Genomic DNA, 18,474 nt, shown 5'->3' on the forward strand with positions numbered 1-18,474 from the left:
TATGCGAATCAACCTAATCCTTTTGATCCTGCTGCTTTGGTCCACTTCTTTATTGGCCCAGACTTATACCAGGGAAGACAGCATCCGTGGGAGTATAACCCCAGAGCGGGCCTGGTGGGATCTGCAGCATTATGACCTGGAGGTCAAGGTCTATCCCCAGCAGCAATATATCAGTGGTACCAATGTGATCACCTTTAAAACCATCAGTACTTCCGATAAGATGCAGATAGACCTGCAAGCACCCATGCAGATCGATTCAGTTGTGTACAAGGGTCAAATAATCAAAGTGACGAACGAGGCTAGTGCCCATTATCTGGAATTGCCCGAGATCGACATCAGTGCAGAAGATCAGGTGACCATTTACTGGTCTGGGGAACCCAAAGTGGCCGTACGTCCGCCATGGGACGGTGGATGGACCTGGCAGCAAGACAGCAACGGTAAAGCCTTCATTGCGACCTCGAACCAGGGTATTGGTTCTAGTGTCTGGTGGCCCAACAAGGACCATCCGGCGGATGAGCCTGATAAGGGGGTTGACCTTAAGATCAATGTACCCGCTGGGCTAACTGCGGTAGGAAATGGCAGATTGCTCCGCAAATGGGAAGCGGCCGACCGAATCACCTATCATTGGAAGGTGGTCAACCCGATCAACAATTATGGAGTGAATGTGAACATCGGAGATTACGTCAATTTCCAGGAAACCTATGCCGGTGAGGCCGGCAATCTGGATCTGGACTATTGGGTACTTCGGGAAAATGAAGAAAAGGCCAGGGAGCAGTTCAAACAAACCCCCATGATGATGAAGGCCTTTGAACACTGGTTTGGCCCCTACCCTTTTTACGAGGATAGCTTTAAGCTGGTAGAAGTTCCATATTTGGGTATGGAACACCAAAGTAGTGTGACCTATGGAAACGGCTATCAGAACGGCTACCGCGGAACAGACCTGTCCGGTTCGGGCTGGGGTCTAAAGTTCGATTTCATTATCATTCATGAGGCTGGTCACGAGTGGTTTGCCAACAACATTACCAATACGGATGTGGCAGATATGTGGATTCATGAAGGGTTCACGGCCTATAGTGAAAACCTGTACCTGGATTACTATCACGGGACAGATGCTTCCGCCGACTATGTCATCGGAACGCGCAGGAATATTCAGAATCAGACTCCCATTATCGGAGACTATGGAGTGGCTCGATCTGGTGGTAACGATATGTATTACAAGGGAGCCAATATGCTACATACTCTCAGACAGTTAGTGGAAGATGATGAAAAGTGGCGGCAGATGTTGCGAGGGCTTAACAAGGAATTCTATCATCAAACCGTAAGTTCCAAGCAGGTAGAAGATTATCTCAGTGCCCAAAAAGGAGCCGATCTCTCCAGTTTCTTTGACCAGTATCTAAGGACATCCAAGATCCCTGTACTGAATTATTCGATTGAGGATAAGACCTTAGAATTCTATTACGAGAATATCATAGAAGGATTCGACATGCCAGTCATTGCCCTGATCAACGGAGAGGAACAATGGATCTTTCCCAAGGCAACTTTAGAGCAACTGGAATGGAAAGAGACAATTGAGAAATTCGAGATCAAGCGGGATTTCTACATCAATTCCGAGAATCATAAAAAAAACTAATGAAGGTCTGGGTGGGCTTAGTTCAGCAAGCTTCAGCTTTTTTCGATAAAGAGAAAGGCCTGGAACAATTAGCCCATTGGACTGCGGAATGCGCCAAGAATAAGTGCGACCTGGTTGTATTCCCCGAATCGTTCATCCCGGGTTATCCAAGGGGCTTCGATTTTGGAGCAGTTGTGGGAAGCAGGAATGATGAGGGCCGCGAACTCTACAATCAATATCACAAACAGAGCATGGACCTCAGTGGTGAGGACGGGGCCTTGCTGGAAGATCTGGCTAAAGAACACCAACAATACTTGGTTGTTGGAATAACTGAAAAAGAGCAGGATCACGGAAGTCTATATTGTTCTATGGTGTATGTTTCTCCGGAAAAAGGTATCATGGGAGTGCATCGAAAGATCAAACCGACGGGAACAGAACGCGTGATCTGGGCAGAAGCTGGTGCGGAAAGCCTGGTCAGTTTTCAGACTGAGATAGGACGTCTGGGTGGGCTTATTTGTTGGGAGAACTACATGCCCCTGGCCAGGATGAGCATGTATGAGAGAGGGGTGCAAATTTATTTGGCTCCAACAGCGGATGCACGCGACAGCTGGGTACGGAGTTTACAGCATATTGCCCTGGAGGGGCGTTGCTTTGTGATGGGTTGTAATCAGTATTTCACACCGGATATGTACCCGGAAGAATTGAGCTCTCAACTTAGAAATGAGGAAAGAGCAAAATGCCGCGGCGGAAGCGTGATCGTATCCCCCTTTGGAGAAATTATTGCGGGACCCCTATGGGATGAGTCCGGTCTGGTGGTAGCCGAAATTGACCTGGAAGACATTAACAGGTCCAAGCTTGACTTTGACCCCAAAGCGCACTACAACCGTCCTGATATCTTTAAGTTTGACGTTCCCGATCAACCTCCGACCTATGAAGAATAAGCCAGAATTTAGATTAGTAGGACCGCTCTTGATTTTGGTCCTAATTGGATGTCAAAACCGCCAGCAGCCTAGATGGGACTTGGCTTTAGAAGGAGGTCAAATCCTCGATCTCGATAGCGGAGTCTATAGCCAGGGGAACATCTACATCAAGGATGGCATCATTGACAGTATCAGCAGTGAGAGATTACCTGCTGATCGAGTGATCGATGCCACGGGTAAATTCATACTTCCCGGGTTCTGGGACAATCATGTCCATTTCAGAGGTGGGGATTCCCTGATCCAAGAGAACAAGGACTACCTCAGGTGGTTCCTGATCAACGGGATTACCAGTGTGAGAGATGCCGGTGGTGATCTGGGCCTGGAAGTCATTGGTTGGCGGGATTCCATCAATTCCGGCCTGCTGGATGGTCCCACCATCTATACGGCCGGACCTAAACTGGACGGCCCTAATGCCACCTGGGCAGGCTCCCTGGTAGTGGATTCTGATCCCTCGGTCAGTAAGGCCTTGGACTCCCTGCAAAGTCTTAAAGTGGATTTTGTCAAACTTTATGATAGTCGGATCTCACGAGAAGCCTATTTGTGGTCCCTGCAAGAGGCAGAAAATCGAGGATATATCAGCAGCGGACATATGCCTTTTACGGTCAATCTTGATGAAGCCGTAGCCGCTGGTCAGGATGCCATAGAACATTTGTATTATGTATTGAAAGGATGTTCTGCAGAAGAGGATCAGATCACTGAACAAGTCCAACTAGGCGAATTGGGTTTTTGGGGCTCCATGGATCAATTGATGGCCACTTACAGTGAGGATCAGATGAAGATGACCGCCAGGATGCTTATAGATAATAACACCGTTGTGGTGCCCACGCTATATATTGGGCAGACACTTAGTTACCTGGACGAAACAGATCACAGTCAGGATGCCTGGCTGAAACTGGTGAGTCCCAAGATGCAAGCAACCTACCAGGGAAGAATTGATCGATCACTCAATTCCAGTGAAGAAGCCAGGGAGGAGAGGAAGCAATTGGATAAGGTGTTCAGACAACTCACTGCCCGTCTTAATGAAGAGGGCGTAACCTTGCTCTCAGGATCAGATAGCGGTGCCTATAATTCTTATGTTTATCCAGGCACTTCGCTGCACGGTGAATTAAGGGCTATGGTGGACGTTGGTTTGGAGCCAATAGCTGCACTCAGAACCTCCGCTAGCAATGGCGCAAGATTTATGCGTGTTAACGATCAGGTTGGCAGCATACAAGAAGGCATGGTGGCGGATCTGGTCATTCTCACTGCCGACCCCTTGGAAGATATCAGTAACAGCCGAAAACTGGACAAGGTGATCAAAGTAGGACAGGTCTTCGACCCAGCACAAATGGCGAAGGAGATCGGTTGTGAATCATGTTTGGACTAAATGGAGAAGCCAGAGCTATATTTCCCCAGGGATGTGGAGTGGCGAGAATGGTTGGAGATCAATCACAACCGCTACCAGCAGGGTGTTTACTTGATCTTCAATAAACTGGAGACCAAGATTCCAACCATGCGCTGGGAAGAAGCGGTCAAGGTAGCTCTTTGTTTCGGTTGGATCGATGCGACGGTAAAGAGTCTGGGCGGTGGTAAACGACGACAATACTTTTGCCCCAGGCGAAAGAAAAGTGGCTGGAGCGCCCTCAACAAACAATATATTGAAGAACTTGACCTGGCTGGTCTTATGCATGAGAGCGGTTGGCAGCGGATTCAACAGGCTTTGGAAGATGGCTCCTGGACCAAGCTTGACGATATAGAAAAAGGCATAATTCCAGAACCGTTACAAGCTGCATTTCATCTCAATCCCATGGCCTATGAGAACTTCAATAATTTTAGTCCGGGCTATCGAAAATCATATATCCGCTGGGTCACTGAAGCCAAGCGAGAAGAGACCCGGAATAAGCGAATTGCTGAGGTTGTTCGTCTTTGTGCGGCCAATATCAAGGCGAGAAACTAAAAAAGGATAAAAATTCGACCAACGGGCCATTTCGTTAACACTTTCTAACTCTCCAACCCCTTTAAAATTGGTATTTTAGGGAGTTAAATTTCAACTTCATGTTCAACAAACTAACCTGGCTGTTCCTGGCTATTCTTTTGGTACAGCCTTCCCTCGCGCAACGCAAAAAGAAAAAAGAATCAACTACAGCATCTAAAGAATGGGAAGTTGCGAACCCCGGGATGGGTTTCAACTACCGTTCGCATCAATTCTCCACTGAAGAAGGCACTTGGATGAACCTGGATGTGAGTCCGGACGGGCAGACCATTGTATTCGATCTCTTGGGGGATATTTACAGCATCCCAATTGAAGGTGGGCAGGCAAAGGCTCTTGCCACAGGAATCCCTTATCAGCTTCAGCCTCGCTTTAGCCCGGACGGAAAAAAGATTCTCTTTACGAGCGATGAAGGCGGTGGGGACAACCTATGGGTGATGAATGCGGATGGAACTGACCCCAAACAGATCACCAAAGAGAGTTTTCGTCTATTGAATAATGGTGTATGGACACCGGATGGTCAGTACGTAATAGCCCGTAAGCATTTCACCTCGGGGCGTAGCCTGGGAGCCGGCGAGATGTGGCAATATCATATGACCGGAGGTAGTGGCGTTCAGATCACCAAACGAAAGAACGACCAACAGGATGTCAACGAACCATTTGTATCTCCCGATGGCCGATATCTCTATTACAGTGAGGACATGTATCCCGGGGGATTCTTTCAATACAACAAAGACCCCAACGATCAGATCTATGTGATCAAGCGATATGATTTCGAAACTGGTAAGACGATTACGGTAACCGGTGGACCCGGTGGCGCAGCCCGACCCACCATCTCAAGAGATGGTAAGAAAATGGCCTTTGTACGGCGGGTTAGGACCAAGACCGTTCTATTTGTTCACGACCTGGAAACTGGGCAAGAGTGGCCCATATATGACAACCTGAGCAAAGACCAGGCAGAGGCCTGGGCCATCTTTGGCGTTTATCCCAACATGAGTTGGACACCCAGTGGTCAATTGGTTTTTTGGGACAAGGGAAAGATAAAGATTATCGAAGCTAACTCGCTGTCTATCAATGATATTCCTTTTCAAGTTAATGTAAACATTCAACTGGCAGAAACGGTCAAATTCGATCTGCCTATGCCGGGAAGTGAGTTCTCACCCAAGGTGATCCGGCAAGCAATTACCTCTCCTGATGGGAACACCCTGGTCTTCCAGGCAGTTGGATATTTATGGAAAAAGCAACTGCCCAATGGTACACCGACCCGACTGACTAGCGGGGAAGATTTCGAGTTTGAACCCAGTTTCAGTCCCGATGGGCAACAGGTTGTATTTGTAAGCTGGAACGATGAAGAAAAAGGGAAGATCATGACCGTGTCACTTAACGGAGGTACCGCAAGAGCATTGACCAGCGGTAAAGGGACCTACAGGACCCCATCTTATTCCCGGGATGGCCGTATGCTGGTCTTCAGGAAAGAACGGGGAAACACGGATCAGGGATTCACCTTCACCAAGAATCCTGGTGTCTATACCATGCCCAGTTCTGGCGGAGAAGAAAAATTCCTCACTACAGAAGGGGAATATCCGATCTTCAGTGCAGATGGGGATCGAATCATTCTTCAAACAGGAGGAACCTATTTTGGTAGTCTGACCAAAAAGTTGATCAGTGTTAATCTAGACGGTATAGACAAAAGAGAGCACATTAGCTCCAAATATGCCAATAGATTGGTGCCTAGTCCGGATAATAAATGGATCGCATTCACCCATCTCCACAAATTGTTTGTTGCCCCACTGATGATGACCGGAAAATCGGTATCCCTTGACGACAAAAGTAAATCGGTGCCGGTATCCGCCCTGGCCGAAGACGCTGGGATCAACATTCATTGGTCCCGTGATTCTCAGAAGATCATGTGGACTCTAGGCAGCGAGTACTTCTCCAACAATCTCAAAGACAGATTTACCTTTTTACCCGGCTCTCCGGATAAGGTCGGAGCAACCACCAAGAACGGAACTGACATCGGCCTTAGCGTGCCCTGGAACAAGCCCACAGGAATAATTGCATTGACCAATGCGCGGCTAATCACCATGGAGGACGATCAGGTTATTGAAAATGGGACCATCATCGTGGAGAACAACCGAATAAAATCTATGGGAGTCCGTGATTTGGTCATCCCTCCCTCAGGGGCCACCGTCTATGACCTGAAGGGCAAGACCATCATGCCAGGATTGGTGGACGCCCATGCCCATATCGGTGCCTTCCGCTACGGCTTGACACCTCAGCAGAACTGGCAATTCATGGCCAACCTGGCCTATGGGGTAACAACAGCCCACGATCCATCTGCCAACACAGAGACTGTCTTCTCACTTTCAGAATTAGTTAAAAGTGGAGGTTTGACTGGACCACGACTCTACTCCACCGGCTTTATTCTTTACGGTGCGGATGGCGACTTTAAGGCAGTGATCAATAGCCTGGACGACGCCAGAAGTAATATCAGACGTACCAAGGCATTTGGAGCCGGAAGTGTGAAGAGTTATAATCAACCTAGAAGGGAGCAACGGCAGCAAGTACTGCAGGCTGCCCGGGAATTGGGCATCAATGTGGTACCGGAAGGTGGATCGACCTTCTATCACAATATGACCATGATCGTGGATGGACATACCGGAATAGAGCACAATATACCGGTAGCTCCGGTATACAAGGATGTCATTGAACTTTGGAAGACCAGCGGAACGGGTTATACCCCTACCCTGATCGTCAATTACGGCGGGTTAAACGGTGAATATTACTTCTACGAAAGAGACAACGTCTGGGAGAATGAGAAACTCTTGAGGTTTACCCCTCGTCGGATCGTGGATAGCCGTTCTCGCCATAGAAACAAAGCTCCAGCAGAGGAGTACGATAATGGACATATTTTGGTTTCCGAAACAGCCAAAACATTAAGCGATAATGGCGTTAAGGTCAATATGGGGGCCCACGGCCAATTGCAAGGTCTGGGCGCTCACTGGGAAACCTGGATGATGGCCCAGGGTGGGATGTCTAACATGGAAGCCTTGAAAACGGCTACCATCAATGCCGCCAATTACATAGGAGCCGGTAAGTTCGTCGGGTCACTAAAAGCCGGAAAAATGGCTGACCTCATTGTGCTGACCGATAATCCACTGGACAATATCGAGAACACCCAAAGCATAGAAATGGTCATGGCCAATGGTCGATTGTACGATGCAGATACCATGAATGAGATTGGTAATTCTCCAAAGGAGCGACCTCCTTTTTGGTGGGAGATCAGTGGTTACAACCAGGCCTTCCCCTGGCATGAGACCAGCCAGAGCTTTATGCGAGCTGGTTGTGGTTGTCACATTGGACATCAATAAGACAAAAGGGTGATCTATTGGCAGTACTTCAAAGGCATTGTCCTGCTATCGGTAGGAATAGGGGTGCTACTTACCGCCATCTTCGGTATGGCATGGGGATTTTTGTTCTTTGTGACCCTGGCCCCAATTGGAGCTCATCTGCTACACGGTCAATTTAGGCCGAATGAGCGAATCTTTTACTTGAACGCTGGTATAAGTTCGTGGAAATTGATGTGTGGATCACTCCTGATACAACTCATCATATCTGTGCCTGTCTTTCTTTTACTGATCGGTTTTTATAGCATGTTCTTCGGTGGTTTTTGAACTGCGTCACATCTCCAAGAGCTACGGCAGCAGGGCTATTTTAAACTCCGTTAGTCTGCAGGTCGACACTGGTGAGGTGATCGGGATCTTTGGGCGAAATGGTTGCGGCAAGACCACACTTTTTCAATGTATAGCCGGGCAGATATCCAGTTCGATCTCCATAGTAGTGGATGGTGAGTCAGTGCATCCCAAAAATTTGTTATTGAACGGGATCTTAGGGTATGTACCCCAGCAACCCTTTTTACCGGCCCACGTCAAAATACGAGACCTGATCCCGCTTTACCTTAAGGAAGAGGCCGACCAGGACCTGTTGTACTACGATCCTATATTATCCGGTTTAATGAATAACCGTCCGGGCGAATTATCCATAGGAGAACGAAAAATCACCGAATTATTGCTGGTCGGGAATTTGAGACGTCCAGTACTTATTTTGGACGAACCCTTTACCATGCTTGAACCCATTCAAATTGAGCGGGCCAAGGAATTGATCCTGCAATGGGCTTCCCATTCTGCCATATTGATTTCCGATCACTATTACCGAGAAGTAGAGGCCATCACCGATCGGAACATGGTCTTGGAAGAAGGTATAGGACACTGGATCAGGGACCAGTCAGATTGGAATAAGTTTGACTATCGGATAGACTGAATCGAAACAAATGTGATCACATAAATTATTTTTTATCTAAACCCTTGATAATAAACATAAATAGCTAACTTAAAACCTTCATACAAACACTAAACCATGGTTAAAGAAAAGTATCAAAGCGTCCTGGATCTGGGACAAAAATTAAACATACAGGACGGTGATGTCCAGGTAGATGGTGATGTTCTCAAAGTTTGGGGAACAGCTGCAACACCTCATGAAAAGGACCAGCTCTGGGACGAGATCAAACGAGTTGGTGGGGAAAATCCCTGTGATATAATGGCGGATATAAAAGTAGCTGACGATTCTGTCTATGCCCGGCATACTGTTGCTTCCGGAGAATCTCTTAGTCTGATCGCCAAAAATTATTATGGGGATGCCATGAAATACCATCAGATCTTCAAAGCCAATACAGATATTCTTAAGAACCCCGACCTGATTAAACCCGGCCAGGAACTCATCATTCCTAACCTCTGAATTGATCCGAGGAGATGATCGATCTTCCCTGGGACCTCTTACTGATTCTCTTTTCTCTTGGAGCTGCAAGCTTCACTTTGTCCACCATTAGTGGCGGTGGAGGAGCCATGATGCAGATCCCCGCGGTCAACTTCCTGATCGGGGCAGCACAGTCGGCCCGGTGATCAACCTGGGAGCTTTCTTGAGCCGGCCGGCCAGAGTGCTCATCTTTTGGAAGTATATCGACTGGCGGGTTTTCTGGTATTTCGTGCCTTCTGCCATGTTAGGGGCAATTTTGGCAGCCTGGTGGTTTAGCCGGGTGAATATCCCTTGGATACAACTGGCCGTAGGCCTGTTCCTGGTCAGTACGGTCTTTCAATACCGGTTTGGTAAACGAAAGGCGGCCTTTAAGACTGAACTTTGGCATTTTATACCCCTTGGATTCCTGGTATCTATGGTCGGTACATTTACGGGAGGAATGGGCCCCATTCTCAATCCATTTCTACTCAATGTTGGCATCACAAAAGAAGCTCTGGTTGGTACCAAGGGAGCTCAGTCATTTTTCCTGGGCCTGGCACAGGTGGGCAGTTATACCTTCTTCGGTTTATTGAGCCCGGAACTTTGGACTTACGGAATCGCATTGGGAATTGGAGCTTCGCTGGGAAATTGGATCGGGAAAAAGATCTTAAAACGAATGAGTGCCCGCAGTTTTCGTCAATGGGTCATCGCCTTTATGGTGATCAGTGGCCTGGTGCTGATCATAAGAGCCATACCAGAATTATTATAGTCCTGAAATATAGCTGCCGTAAACATCCTTAAAGTGAACTCCTTCGCTCATATGATGTTTACTCAGCTTATCGTATTCTGACAAAGCCCATAGCACAAATTCCTTAAAGAAATAGCGGTCCTCGGACGAAATATCCGGGGTGTACTTGGAAAGCAGACTATCTAACGGCTTGATGGTGTCCAGTTGTTCTTTGTAGGCAGCATTGGTCAAGCTGTCTGGCAATTCAAAGCCACTCTGCTCAAAGAACCAGGCCACTATGCCGTCATACGGATCAACATCGCTTTCTTTCTGTAGTTTCTGAATCTTCGGAAAATACGCCTCAAATTGGGTCTTTACGGCATTGGCGATCAGTTGCTCGGCCACTTCGGCGGCTCCCTCTTGCTCTCCTTCGTAGACCAATTCGACCTTACCGGTGATGGCAGGTATCACCCCCATAAAATCTCCTACGCGAACAGTAGTGTTCTCTTCGCCATTGATCAGGGCGCGACGCTCTGCCGTACTTAACAAATTTTCGTAGGCTGTAATACTCAAGCGGGCACTCACCCCACTCTTGGCATCAATGAATTCACTTCGCCTGGCCTCAAAACTGATCTGTTCCAAGAGATCCTTGGCCAGTTCCGGCACATATACATGACCCTTTTGCTCACTGGCCAGGGCTGTCTCCTGATCGGTAATAACCCGAGCAGTTTCCAGGTCTTCCGGATAATGCGTGAGGATCTGGGACCCGATCCTATCTTTCAGCGGGGTAACTATGCTTCCCCTGTTGGTGTAGTCCTCCGGGTTGGCCGTAAAGACAAACTGCATATCCAGCGGAAGTCTTAGTTTGAAACCTCTGATCTGTATATCTCCTTCTTGAAGAATATTGAACAGGGCTACCTGAATGCGTGCCTGAAGGTCGGGTAATTCATTGATCACAAAAATGCATCGGTTGGCCCTGGGAATCATTCCAAAGTGGATCACCCTATCGTCCGCGTAGGTCAACTTCAAATTAGCAGCTTTGATCGGATCCACATCACCGATCAGGTCGGCTACAGTTACATCTGGAGTGGCCAGTTTTTCGGCAAAGCGATCGTCTCTGTGTAACCACTCGATAGGAGTATCATCTCCTTGCTGTTCTATTATCTCTCTGGCATAGCGAGAAATGGGCTGAAAGGGATCGTCATTGATCTCACTTCCGGCGACAATCGGTATATACTCATCTAGCAATTGGACCATTTGCCTGGCCAAACGGGTTTTGGCCTGACCTCTTAGCCCAAGCAAGTTGATATTGTGCCTGGATAAGATGGCTGTTTCCAACTCCGGAATGACGGAATGATCATATCCGTGAATACCCGTAAAGGTGGGTGTTCCATCTTTTAACCTGACCAATAAATTATCTCTCAATTCATCCTTGATGCTTCTATGCTGATACCCGGCCTTCTTTAAGGCTCCGAAGGTGCTTATCTTCAATGGGGTGGTGGTACTCATATTCTTTTTCAATTTTTTTCAAGGTCTTAAGCGTTTTCTTCTGTTGTTCTCATAGTCGGTGAAGATCATTTCACCCAGTCCTTTGATACCGGTATAAAATGCCTTCCCTTGGTTGGCTGCAGTAAAATTGTCTACAAATTGCATCAGGTAAGGATCCTGTGCGATCATAAAGGTGGTAATTGGGATATGCAATTTCCGAGCTTGTCGGGCCATGGTATAGCATTTCCCGACAATTTCCGGATCGAGTCCAGCACTGTTCTTATAGTAACGTCCGTCTGGCAACTGAAGGCAACTTGGCTTCCCGTCCGTGATCATAAAGATCTGTTTGTTGGTATTGCGCTTTCGCCTGAGCATGTCCATCGCCAACTGCAAACCTGCCACTGTATTGGTGTGATAAGGCCCCACTTGCAAATAAGGCAGATCCTTGATCTTGATCGGCCAGGCATCATTACCAAAGACCAGAATATCCAGGGTATCCTTTGGGTAACGAGTTGTGATCAACTCGGCCAGGGCCATGGCAACTTTTTTGGCTGGGGTTATCCGATCCTCTCCATAGAGGATCATGCTATGGCTGATGTCTATCATCAAGACCGTACTCATCTGGGCCTTAAAGGTGGTCTCTTCAATAACCAGGTCGTTCTCTGTTAAATGAAAATCCCCTATTCCGTGGTTCACCTGGGCGTTACGCAGACTCTCTGTCATGGAGATCCGTTCTACCGGATCACCAAACTGGAAGGAGCGATACTCTCCGGCCTGCTCGTCTCCCCGGCCAGTATATTTTGTTTTGTGGTTACCGGCTCCGCTGCGTTTTAACTTACCGAATATCTGGTCCAAGGCACGTCGTCTCAAAACCCGTTCGGTCTTCTCAGTGATCTTCAGATTGCCTTCCCCTTTTCCGGATCCATCCGGTCGAATCTCTTCACGGATATAACCTTTCTCCTTCAGTTCTTCAATAAAGTCGTCAATGGTGTAATTTTCGTCTGTAAGATTGTACTCTTCGTCCAACTGCCTCAGCCAGTCTATGGCCTCGTCAAAATCACCAGAAGTATGAGTGATCAATTCCTGGAAGATATCCAGTAATTTATCGAAAGGACTAATCTCCTTGGCTTGATGTGAAGTGAACAAGAAGCCGGAAGCACTAATTTTCTTTTTCATTACTTAAAAATACGATGAATACTTGTAACCCTCCCTCTATTAACAGGCTTTTAAGAGTTGCCCGAGACCAATTCCATATATTTAAAAATTCAAAAAAAAATAACCATTCATAACATGAGAAAATTACTCGCGCTATTTCTGCTTCTCACGGCAATACCATTGTTATCACAATCCGTTTCCCAGGATTTACTAAAAAGCATGAAACCTCGGAATATCGGTCCTGGTGGGATGTCTGGACGGGTTACCGCAATAGATGTTCAACTTAGCAATCCCGATGTAATGTATGTCGGTACGGCGTCTGGTGGACTTTGGAAATCGACCAGTGGAGGGATCAAATGGGAGCCCATCTTTGACGATCAACCAACGGCTTCGATCGGAGCTGTTGCTGTCCAACAATCTAACCCATCGGTCATCTGGGTTGGTACCGGAGAAGGAAACCCACGAAACAGTTTGAACGGCGGTTTTGGGGTATACAAGTCCCTAGATGGTGGTAAAAACTGGATATCTATGGGATTGGAAAAGACAAGGCACATTCACCGCATCATTGTAGATCCGACCAATCCTGATGTAGTTTACGTAGGAGCAATTGGTTCACCTTGGGGAGAGCACCCGGAGCGAGGTGTTTACAAAACCACGGATGGTGGGAAGACTTGGAAGCAGATTCTGTTCAATAATATCAAGACCGGAGTCGCAGATATGGTCATGGACCCAAGCAACCCAAACAAATTGATCGTAGCCATGTGGGAGCACAAGAGAGACCCTTGGTTCTTTAAATCTGGCGGAGAAGGCTCTGGGATCTACATAACACACGATGGTGGGGACACTTGGAAAGAGATGACCGATGCAGAAGGATTACCAAAAGGGGACCTAGGACGTATCGGACTGGCCATAGCCCGCAACAAACCCAACGTGATATATGCACTGGTGGAAGCTAAGAAGAATGCACTATACAAGAGCACCGATGGCGGATTCAATTGGAGTAAGGTAAACGACAAGAACGATATTGGGAACCGCCCCTTCTACTACTCGGAGATCTATGTGGATCCAGAAAATGAGAATAGGGTTTTCAGCATATTTACCTATGTGAACGTATCCGAAGATGGCGGGAAGAACTTTGAACAGCTAATGCCAGCCTATGGAGTGAGCAATGGGGTTCACCCGGATCACCATGCCTGGTGGATACATCCGGAGAATGGCCAATTCATGATCGATGGTAATGACGGTGGGCTGAACATCACCAAAGATGGTGGAAAAACCTGGCGCTTCATCGGTAATCTGCCGGTGGGACAATTCTATCACATTGCCGTGGACAATGAATATCCCTACAATGTATACGGTGGAATGCAAGATAACGGTAGCTGGAGAGGGCCGGCTTATGTCTGGAGAAGCCAGGGTATCAGAAACCATTACTGGCAGGAAATCTCCTTTGGTGACGGATTTGACGTAGTTCCGGACCGGGATGACAGCCAATTTGGTTGGAGTATGAGCCAGCAAGGTTTTGTGAGCAGATACGATTGGAAGACAGGGAACAATTATTCGGTACGTCCTACCCACCCGGACCCGGATATGCTCCTCAGGTTTAACTGGAATTCCGCCATCAATATTGACCCATTTGACAACAATACGATCTATTTTGGAAGTCAATTTGTGCACAAGAGTACAGACAAGGGCCTGACCTGGGAGGTGATCTCACCGGATCTCACCACCAACGACCCGGAAAAGCAGAAACAGAGTGAAAGTGGTGGTCTGACCATGGACGCTACCGGCGCAGAGAATCACTGTACAGTTTTAGTTATAGAACCTTCCGAACTGGAGCAAAACATGATGTGGGCTGCCACCGATGACGGCCGCGTACATTACACCCGGGACGGCGGAGCCAGCTGGAACGAGGTGACTAAAAACATCAAAGGCTTGCCAGCAGGAAGTTGGATCGTGCAAATAAAGGCATCCAATAAAAGACAAGGAGAAGCCCTTTTGGTAGCCAACGATTATCGACGCTTCAACTACACGCCTTATGTGTACCGCACCACAGATTACGGAGCCAGCTGGACCCGTATAGTAGATCAGAACGATGTGATCAGCTATGCCCTATCGATCGTTGAAGACCCGATTGAGAAGAACTTGTTATTCTTAGGGACGGACGATGGCTTATATGTTTCTTTCGATGCTGGTGCCAATTGGGATAAGTGGACCAACGGTTTTCCAACCACCTCGGTAAAAGACCTGGTGATCCACCCAAGGGAGAACGACCTGGTCATTGGAACATTTGGACGAGCGGCTTGGATTTTAGATGATATTCGTCCGCTGCGTGCACTTGCGAAAGACAAGAGCATATTGGACGGTAACATCAAATTATTTGACCCGCCAACGGCTTATCAGGCCTCTTACCGGGAAGCCAGCGGAACTCGTTTTGGTGGAGACGCCTTATACAATGGCGAGAATCGGGATTACGGGTCCATCATGAAGTACTACTTCCAGAAAAAAGAAGAAGAGAAATCTGATGACAGTCAGGAAGAGGAAAACAGTGAAGCGGACAAGGACAAACCTTCTAAGGATTCATTGTATATGAAGATCTATGACGGCAGCCGCCTGATTCGCAGCCTGAAACGGAAGATCCCTGATACCACTGGTGTATTCACCTGGACCTGGTTTATGGACGAAGCCGGTGTAGACCGACCTAGTCGTACTATCCGGAAACGTCGAAACGAACCAGGAGGAACCAGCGTCAAGCCAGGAACATACCGGGCAGAGCTGTCCTATCTGGACCAGACCTCCAAAACCAATGTCACTGTAGCCAGTGATCCCCGATTGGATGTCACTCAGAAGGCGATTAATGAGTCCTATGACCGTTCAAAAGTATTGGAAGGCATGACTCAGACTGCGGCCGATGCTGTAAAGCAATTGGTAGAAAGTAAGAACGTGACTGAGGATTTCAACAAGCGCATGAAGAAAGAAGACAAGGATAAATACAAGGATCTAATCGACGAGTCCAAAGAGGTGACTAAGAAGATCGATTCTATAGTGGCCTTGTACCTCGGTAAAGTGGACGACAGGCAAGGAATTACCCGCAGTCCCTTACCCACAGTGATGAGTAGAATGGGCACAGCGCGTTTCTATGCCGCTTCTCGACCTAACGGGATGACCGCCACAGAGAACAGACTCTTACAGCAGGCTAGGGAAGCACTACAATCCGCATTGAACACCACCAATGGCTTCTTTACGGACGATTGGCCGGCATTCAAGGCGAAGTTGGAGGCGGTAGAATTGTCTCCTTTTAAAGAGACAGAAACCTTCCAAATCGATTAACTAAATTCAATCCATGAAGAGAATTACACTATTGTGCTGCTGTTTCCTGGGCCTGTTTCAAATACAGGCCCAGGAAACCGGTGAAGACAAGCTGGGAATCTGGGCCATGTACTTTGGTACGAATCGGGTGGCAGATAAATGGAGTATCCATACCGAGGTCCAGTACAGGGACTACCAGTTCTTTAGCAACTTCAACCAGCTTTTGCTCAGAACTGGGGCCAATTATCACATTTCTGAAAGCGCGATCGCCACCCTGGGATATGGATACATAATCACTGATCCCACTTTCGAGGAGCCTCCTGAAGGGAAAAATTCAACCGAGAACAGGATCTTTCAACAGTTCATACTGAAGAATAAGATTGGTAAATTTGGATTTATGCACCGTTACAGATTGGAACAGCGCTTCTTAAAATCTGGCGATGGAAGTACTGATACTCAGCACAGAGCACGATATTTCTTAAGGATTACCTTTCCCCTAAATGAAAAATGGTTCCTTGCGGCTTACGATGAGATCTTTATCAATCTGCAGGAGCCTCTTTTTGGCCAGAATCGACTATATGGAGCTATTGGCTACAAGATCAATGACCTGGTCAATATTCAGGCCGGTTATCTAAAAAATCACTTTAGTGGATCAAATTTCGACCGCTTGCAGTTAGCTATCTTTTGGGATACCGACTTACGTAAAAAGGAAACCGATAAAAACTGATCATGAACTTGGAAAAAGTCCAATTCCACAATGCCGAGGGTGAACGACTCACCGGCCGTCTGGAACTACCCGCCGACCAGCACCCCCACAGTTTTGCCTTATTTGCTCATTGCTTTACCTGCAATAAGAACCTCTCTGCCGTAAGATACATCAGCCGGGCCCTGACCTTCGCCGGATTTGGCGTATTGCGATTCGACTTTACCGGATTGGGAGAGAGCGAGGGCGATTTTGCCGACACCAATTTCTCGGGCAATGTGGAAGATCTGCTTGTGGCGGCGAAATTCCTGGAAGATAATTATCAGTCTCCTGCCCTTTTGGTCGGACATTCCCTAGGTGGAGCAGCCGTCATTTTTGCAGCCGATCAACTGGATTCGGTCAAGGCAGTTGCTACTATTGGAGCTCCCAGCAATCCGGAACATGTCAGTCATTTATTTACGGACGATCTACAGACGATTCAAGATTCGGGGCAAGCTACGGTGAAACTTAGTGGTCGCGATTTCACCATAAAAAAACAGTTCCTTGACGACCTGCAAAAGCATCGTTTGCCTCAGGTGGCCAAGCGGCTCAGAAGAGCCTTGTTGGTAATGCACTCACCTCAGGACACCACCGTGGAGATCAAGAATGCGGAAGAGATCTATATCGCTGCTCATCATCCCAAGTCCTTTGTGAGCCTGGATGGTGCGGACCACCTGTTGATGAACAAAGTAGATTCCACCTACGCCGGTGGAGTGATCGCCCAATGGGCATCGCGCTATATTGAGCGGGAAGAACAGGGATTGGTAAAAACCCAACACGATGTGGTAGCCAGTCTTGATGGGGATCAGGGATTTACTACCCAGATGAAGGTGGGTTCTCACTATATGACGGCAGACGAACCAGCCGATTATGGAGGAAACAACTATGGCCCAACACCCTATGAGTTGGTCTCAGCTGGATTGTCGGCCTGTACGGCCATGACCGTACAAATGTATGTCCGCAGAAAAGGATGGCAATTGGACAATATCCAGGTGCATACCTCTTACGACAAACAACATGCGGTAGATTGTGAGGCCTGCGAAACGGATAGTGCCAAGATCGATACCTTTAGCCGGGAGATCAAATTAACCGGAGACCTAGACGATAAACAAAAGGCCAGAATCCTTCAGATAGCTGACAAGTGTCCGGTTCACCGGACCTTACATAGCGAAACCCAGGTGATAACCTCACTTATCACTTAGATTTTGAACGAACCGAGCGCTTGGATAACCGTGTATCTGCAAGGAATGCACAGCCTGATCATACCAGACGATCTGGCCGTTTCCATGCTGGACGGCGGTAAAAAAAGAGTGGTGGTACATGGCCGGTATCAAGAAAAGGAAGTTGAGTTTCATGCAGCTTTGCAGCGGATCAAAGGTTCTTACCGCATCATGTTCAGCAAAAAACACCAAAAATCCCTCGGTGTAGGTCCAACTGATCCTGTAGAAATTCGATTAAGTCCTGATACCAGTAAGTATGGTGTTGAGGTCCCGGAAGAATTTCAAGCCGTTCTGGACAGCGATCCTGTGGCATATGCTCAATTTGAATCACTTAGCGATGGTTTAAAACGCTCATTGATCTACTATGTCAAACGATTTAAAAATAGTCAGACCAGGATCGATAAATCCCTGGTCATTGCAAATAACCTCGCTCTGGGCATTAGCAATGGAAAAGAGTTGGTGGTGGACAGACGATAAGCTTGTCTTT

At 47.5% G+C, this 18,474-nt stretch carries 16 protein-coding genes; 14 read left to right on the forward strand and 2 right to left on the reverse strand.

Features of this window, described 5'->3' with window-relative positions; all coding sequences use genetic code 11:
• Position 1: 1 nt before the first annotated feature.
• The 10 genes from BST85_RS06700 to BST85_RS06740 all read left to right on the forward strand — a co-directional run bounded on the left by BST85_RS06700 (position 2) and on the right by BST85_RS06740 (position 10,118).
• The gene (locus tag BST85_RS06700; RefSeq protein ID WP_104812541.1) at positions 2-1,630 is read left to right on the forward strand and encodes a M1 family metallopeptidase; all 1,629 of its coding nucleotides are present in this window, start codon (positions 2-4) and stop codon (positions 1,628-1,630) included.
• Positions 1,630-2,550: a carbon-nitrogen hydrolase family protein gene (locus BST85_RS06705; RefSeq protein WP_104812542.1), complete on the forward strand. Its 921-nt coding sequence runs from the start codon at positions 1,630-1,632 to the stop codon at positions 2,548-2,550. Before BST85_RS06700 ends, BST85_RS06705 begins: the two co-directional genes overlap by 1 nt.
• Complete coding sequence (locus BST85_RS06710; protein ID WP_104812543.1) at positions 2,540-3,955, forward strand: amidohydrolase family protein; 1,416 nt, start codon at positions 2,540-2,542, stop codon at positions 3,953-3,955. The genes BST85_RS06705 and BST85_RS06710 overlap by 11 nt, the downstream gene beginning before the upstream one ends.
• A complete protein-coding gene (locus BST85_RS06715; RefSeq protein ID WP_104812544.1) occupies positions 3,956-4,525 on the forward strand; it encodes a YdeI/OmpD-associated family protein in 570 nt (189 codons plus the stop codon).
• Positions 4,526-4,623: 98 nt separating this feature from the next.
• Positions 4,624-7,929 carry an amidohydrolase family protein gene (locus BST85_RS06720; protein ID WP_104812545.1) on the forward strand — a complete coding sequence of 1,102 codons (3,306 nt, stop codon included), beginning with the start codon at positions 4,624-4,626 and terminating at the stop codon, positions 7,927-7,929.
• 9 nt (positions 7,930-7,938) lie between these two features.
• Complete coding sequence (locus tag BST85_RS06725) at positions 7,939-8,232, forward strand: hypothetical protein (RefSeq protein WP_104812546.1); 294 nt, start codon at positions 7,939-7,941, stop codon at positions 8,230-8,232.
• Positions 8,222-8,878, forward strand: a complete 657-nt coding sequence (locus tag BST85_RS06730; RefSeq protein WP_181039976.1) for an ATP-binding cassette domain-containing protein — start codon at positions 8,222-8,224, stop codon at positions 8,876-8,878. The genes BST85_RS06725 and BST85_RS06730 overlap by 11 nt, the downstream gene beginning before the upstream one ends.
• Positions 8,879-8,974: 96 nt before the next feature.
• On the forward strand, positions 8,975-9,352 hold the full coding sequence (locus BST85_RS06735) for a LysM peptidoglycan-binding domain-containing protein (protein ID WP_104812548.1): 378 nt from the start codon (positions 8,975-8,977) through the stop codon (positions 9,350-9,352).
• A gap of 14 nt (positions 9,353-9,366) precedes the next feature.
• Positions 9,367-9,516 carry a hypothetical protein gene (locus tag BST85_RS14395; RefSeq protein ID WP_219842114.1) on the forward strand — a complete coding sequence of 50 codons (150 nt, stop codon included), beginning with the start codon at positions 9,367-9,369 and terminating at the stop codon, positions 9,514-9,516.
• Entirely contained in the window at positions 9,513-10,118 is a 606-nt protein-coding gene (locus BST85_RS06740) for a sulfite exporter TauE/SafE family protein (protein ID WP_219842115.1), read from the forward strand. Before BST85_RS14395 ends, BST85_RS06740 begins: the two co-directional genes overlap by 4 nt.
• On the opposite strand, the gene BST85_RS06745 is transcribed toward BST85_RS06740, so the two are convergent.
• Both BST85_RS06745 and BST85_RS06750 read right to left on the reverse strand, forming a co-directional pair.
• Positions 10,113-11,585 carry a MoxR family ATPase gene (locus BST85_RS06745; RefSeq protein ID WP_104812549.1) on the reverse strand — a complete coding sequence of 491 codons (1,473 nt, stop codon included), beginning with the start codon at positions 11,583-11,585 and terminating at the stop codon, positions 10,113-10,115. The genes BST85_RS06740 and BST85_RS06745 overlap by 6 nt on opposite strands.
• A gap of 18 nt (positions 11,586-11,603) precedes the next feature.
• Positions 11,604-12,740, reverse strand: a complete 1,137-nt coding sequence (locus BST85_RS06750; RefSeq protein WP_104812550.1) for a vWA domain-containing protein — start codon at positions 12,738-12,740, stop codon at positions 11,604-11,606.
• Between the two features lie 114 nt (positions 12,741-12,854).
• On the opposite strand from BST85_RS06750, the gene BST85_RS06755 reads away from it, so the two are divergent.
• The 4 genes from BST85_RS06755 to BST85_RS06770 are packed head-to-tail and all read left to right on the forward strand — an operon-like array spanning position 12,855 to position 18,464.
• Complete coding sequence (locus tag BST85_RS06755; protein WP_104812551.1) at positions 12,855-16,046, forward strand: WD40/YVTN/BNR-like repeat-containing protein; 3,192 nt, start codon at positions 12,855-12,857, stop codon at positions 16,044-16,046.
• Between the two features lie 13 nt (positions 16,047-16,059).
• Positions 16,060-16,752, forward strand: a complete 693-nt coding sequence (locus BST85_RS06760) for a DUF2490 domain-containing protein (RefSeq protein ID WP_104812552.1) — start codon at positions 16,060-16,062, stop codon at positions 16,750-16,752.
• A 2-nt stretch (positions 16,753-16,754) separates the two neighbouring features.
• The gene (locus BST85_RS06765) at positions 16,755-17,969 is read left to right on the forward strand and encodes a bifunctional alpha/beta hydrolase/OsmC family protein (RefSeq protein ID WP_104812553.1); all 1,215 of its coding nucleotides are present in this window, start codon (positions 16,755-16,757) and stop codon (positions 17,967-17,969) included.
• 3 nt (positions 17,970-17,972) lie between these two features.
• The gene (locus BST85_RS06770) at positions 17,973-18,464 is read left to right on the forward strand and encodes a YdeI/OmpD-associated family protein (RefSeq protein ID WP_146090670.1); all 492 of its coding nucleotides are present in this window, start codon (positions 17,973-17,975) and stop codon (positions 18,462-18,464) included.
• Positions 18,465-18,474: the final 10 nt, after the last annotated feature.

Source organism: Aureitalea marina (assembly GCF_002943755.1).
Lineage (GTDB): Bacteria > Bacteroidota > Bacteroidia > Flavobacteriales > Flavobacteriaceae > Aureitalea > Aureitalea marina.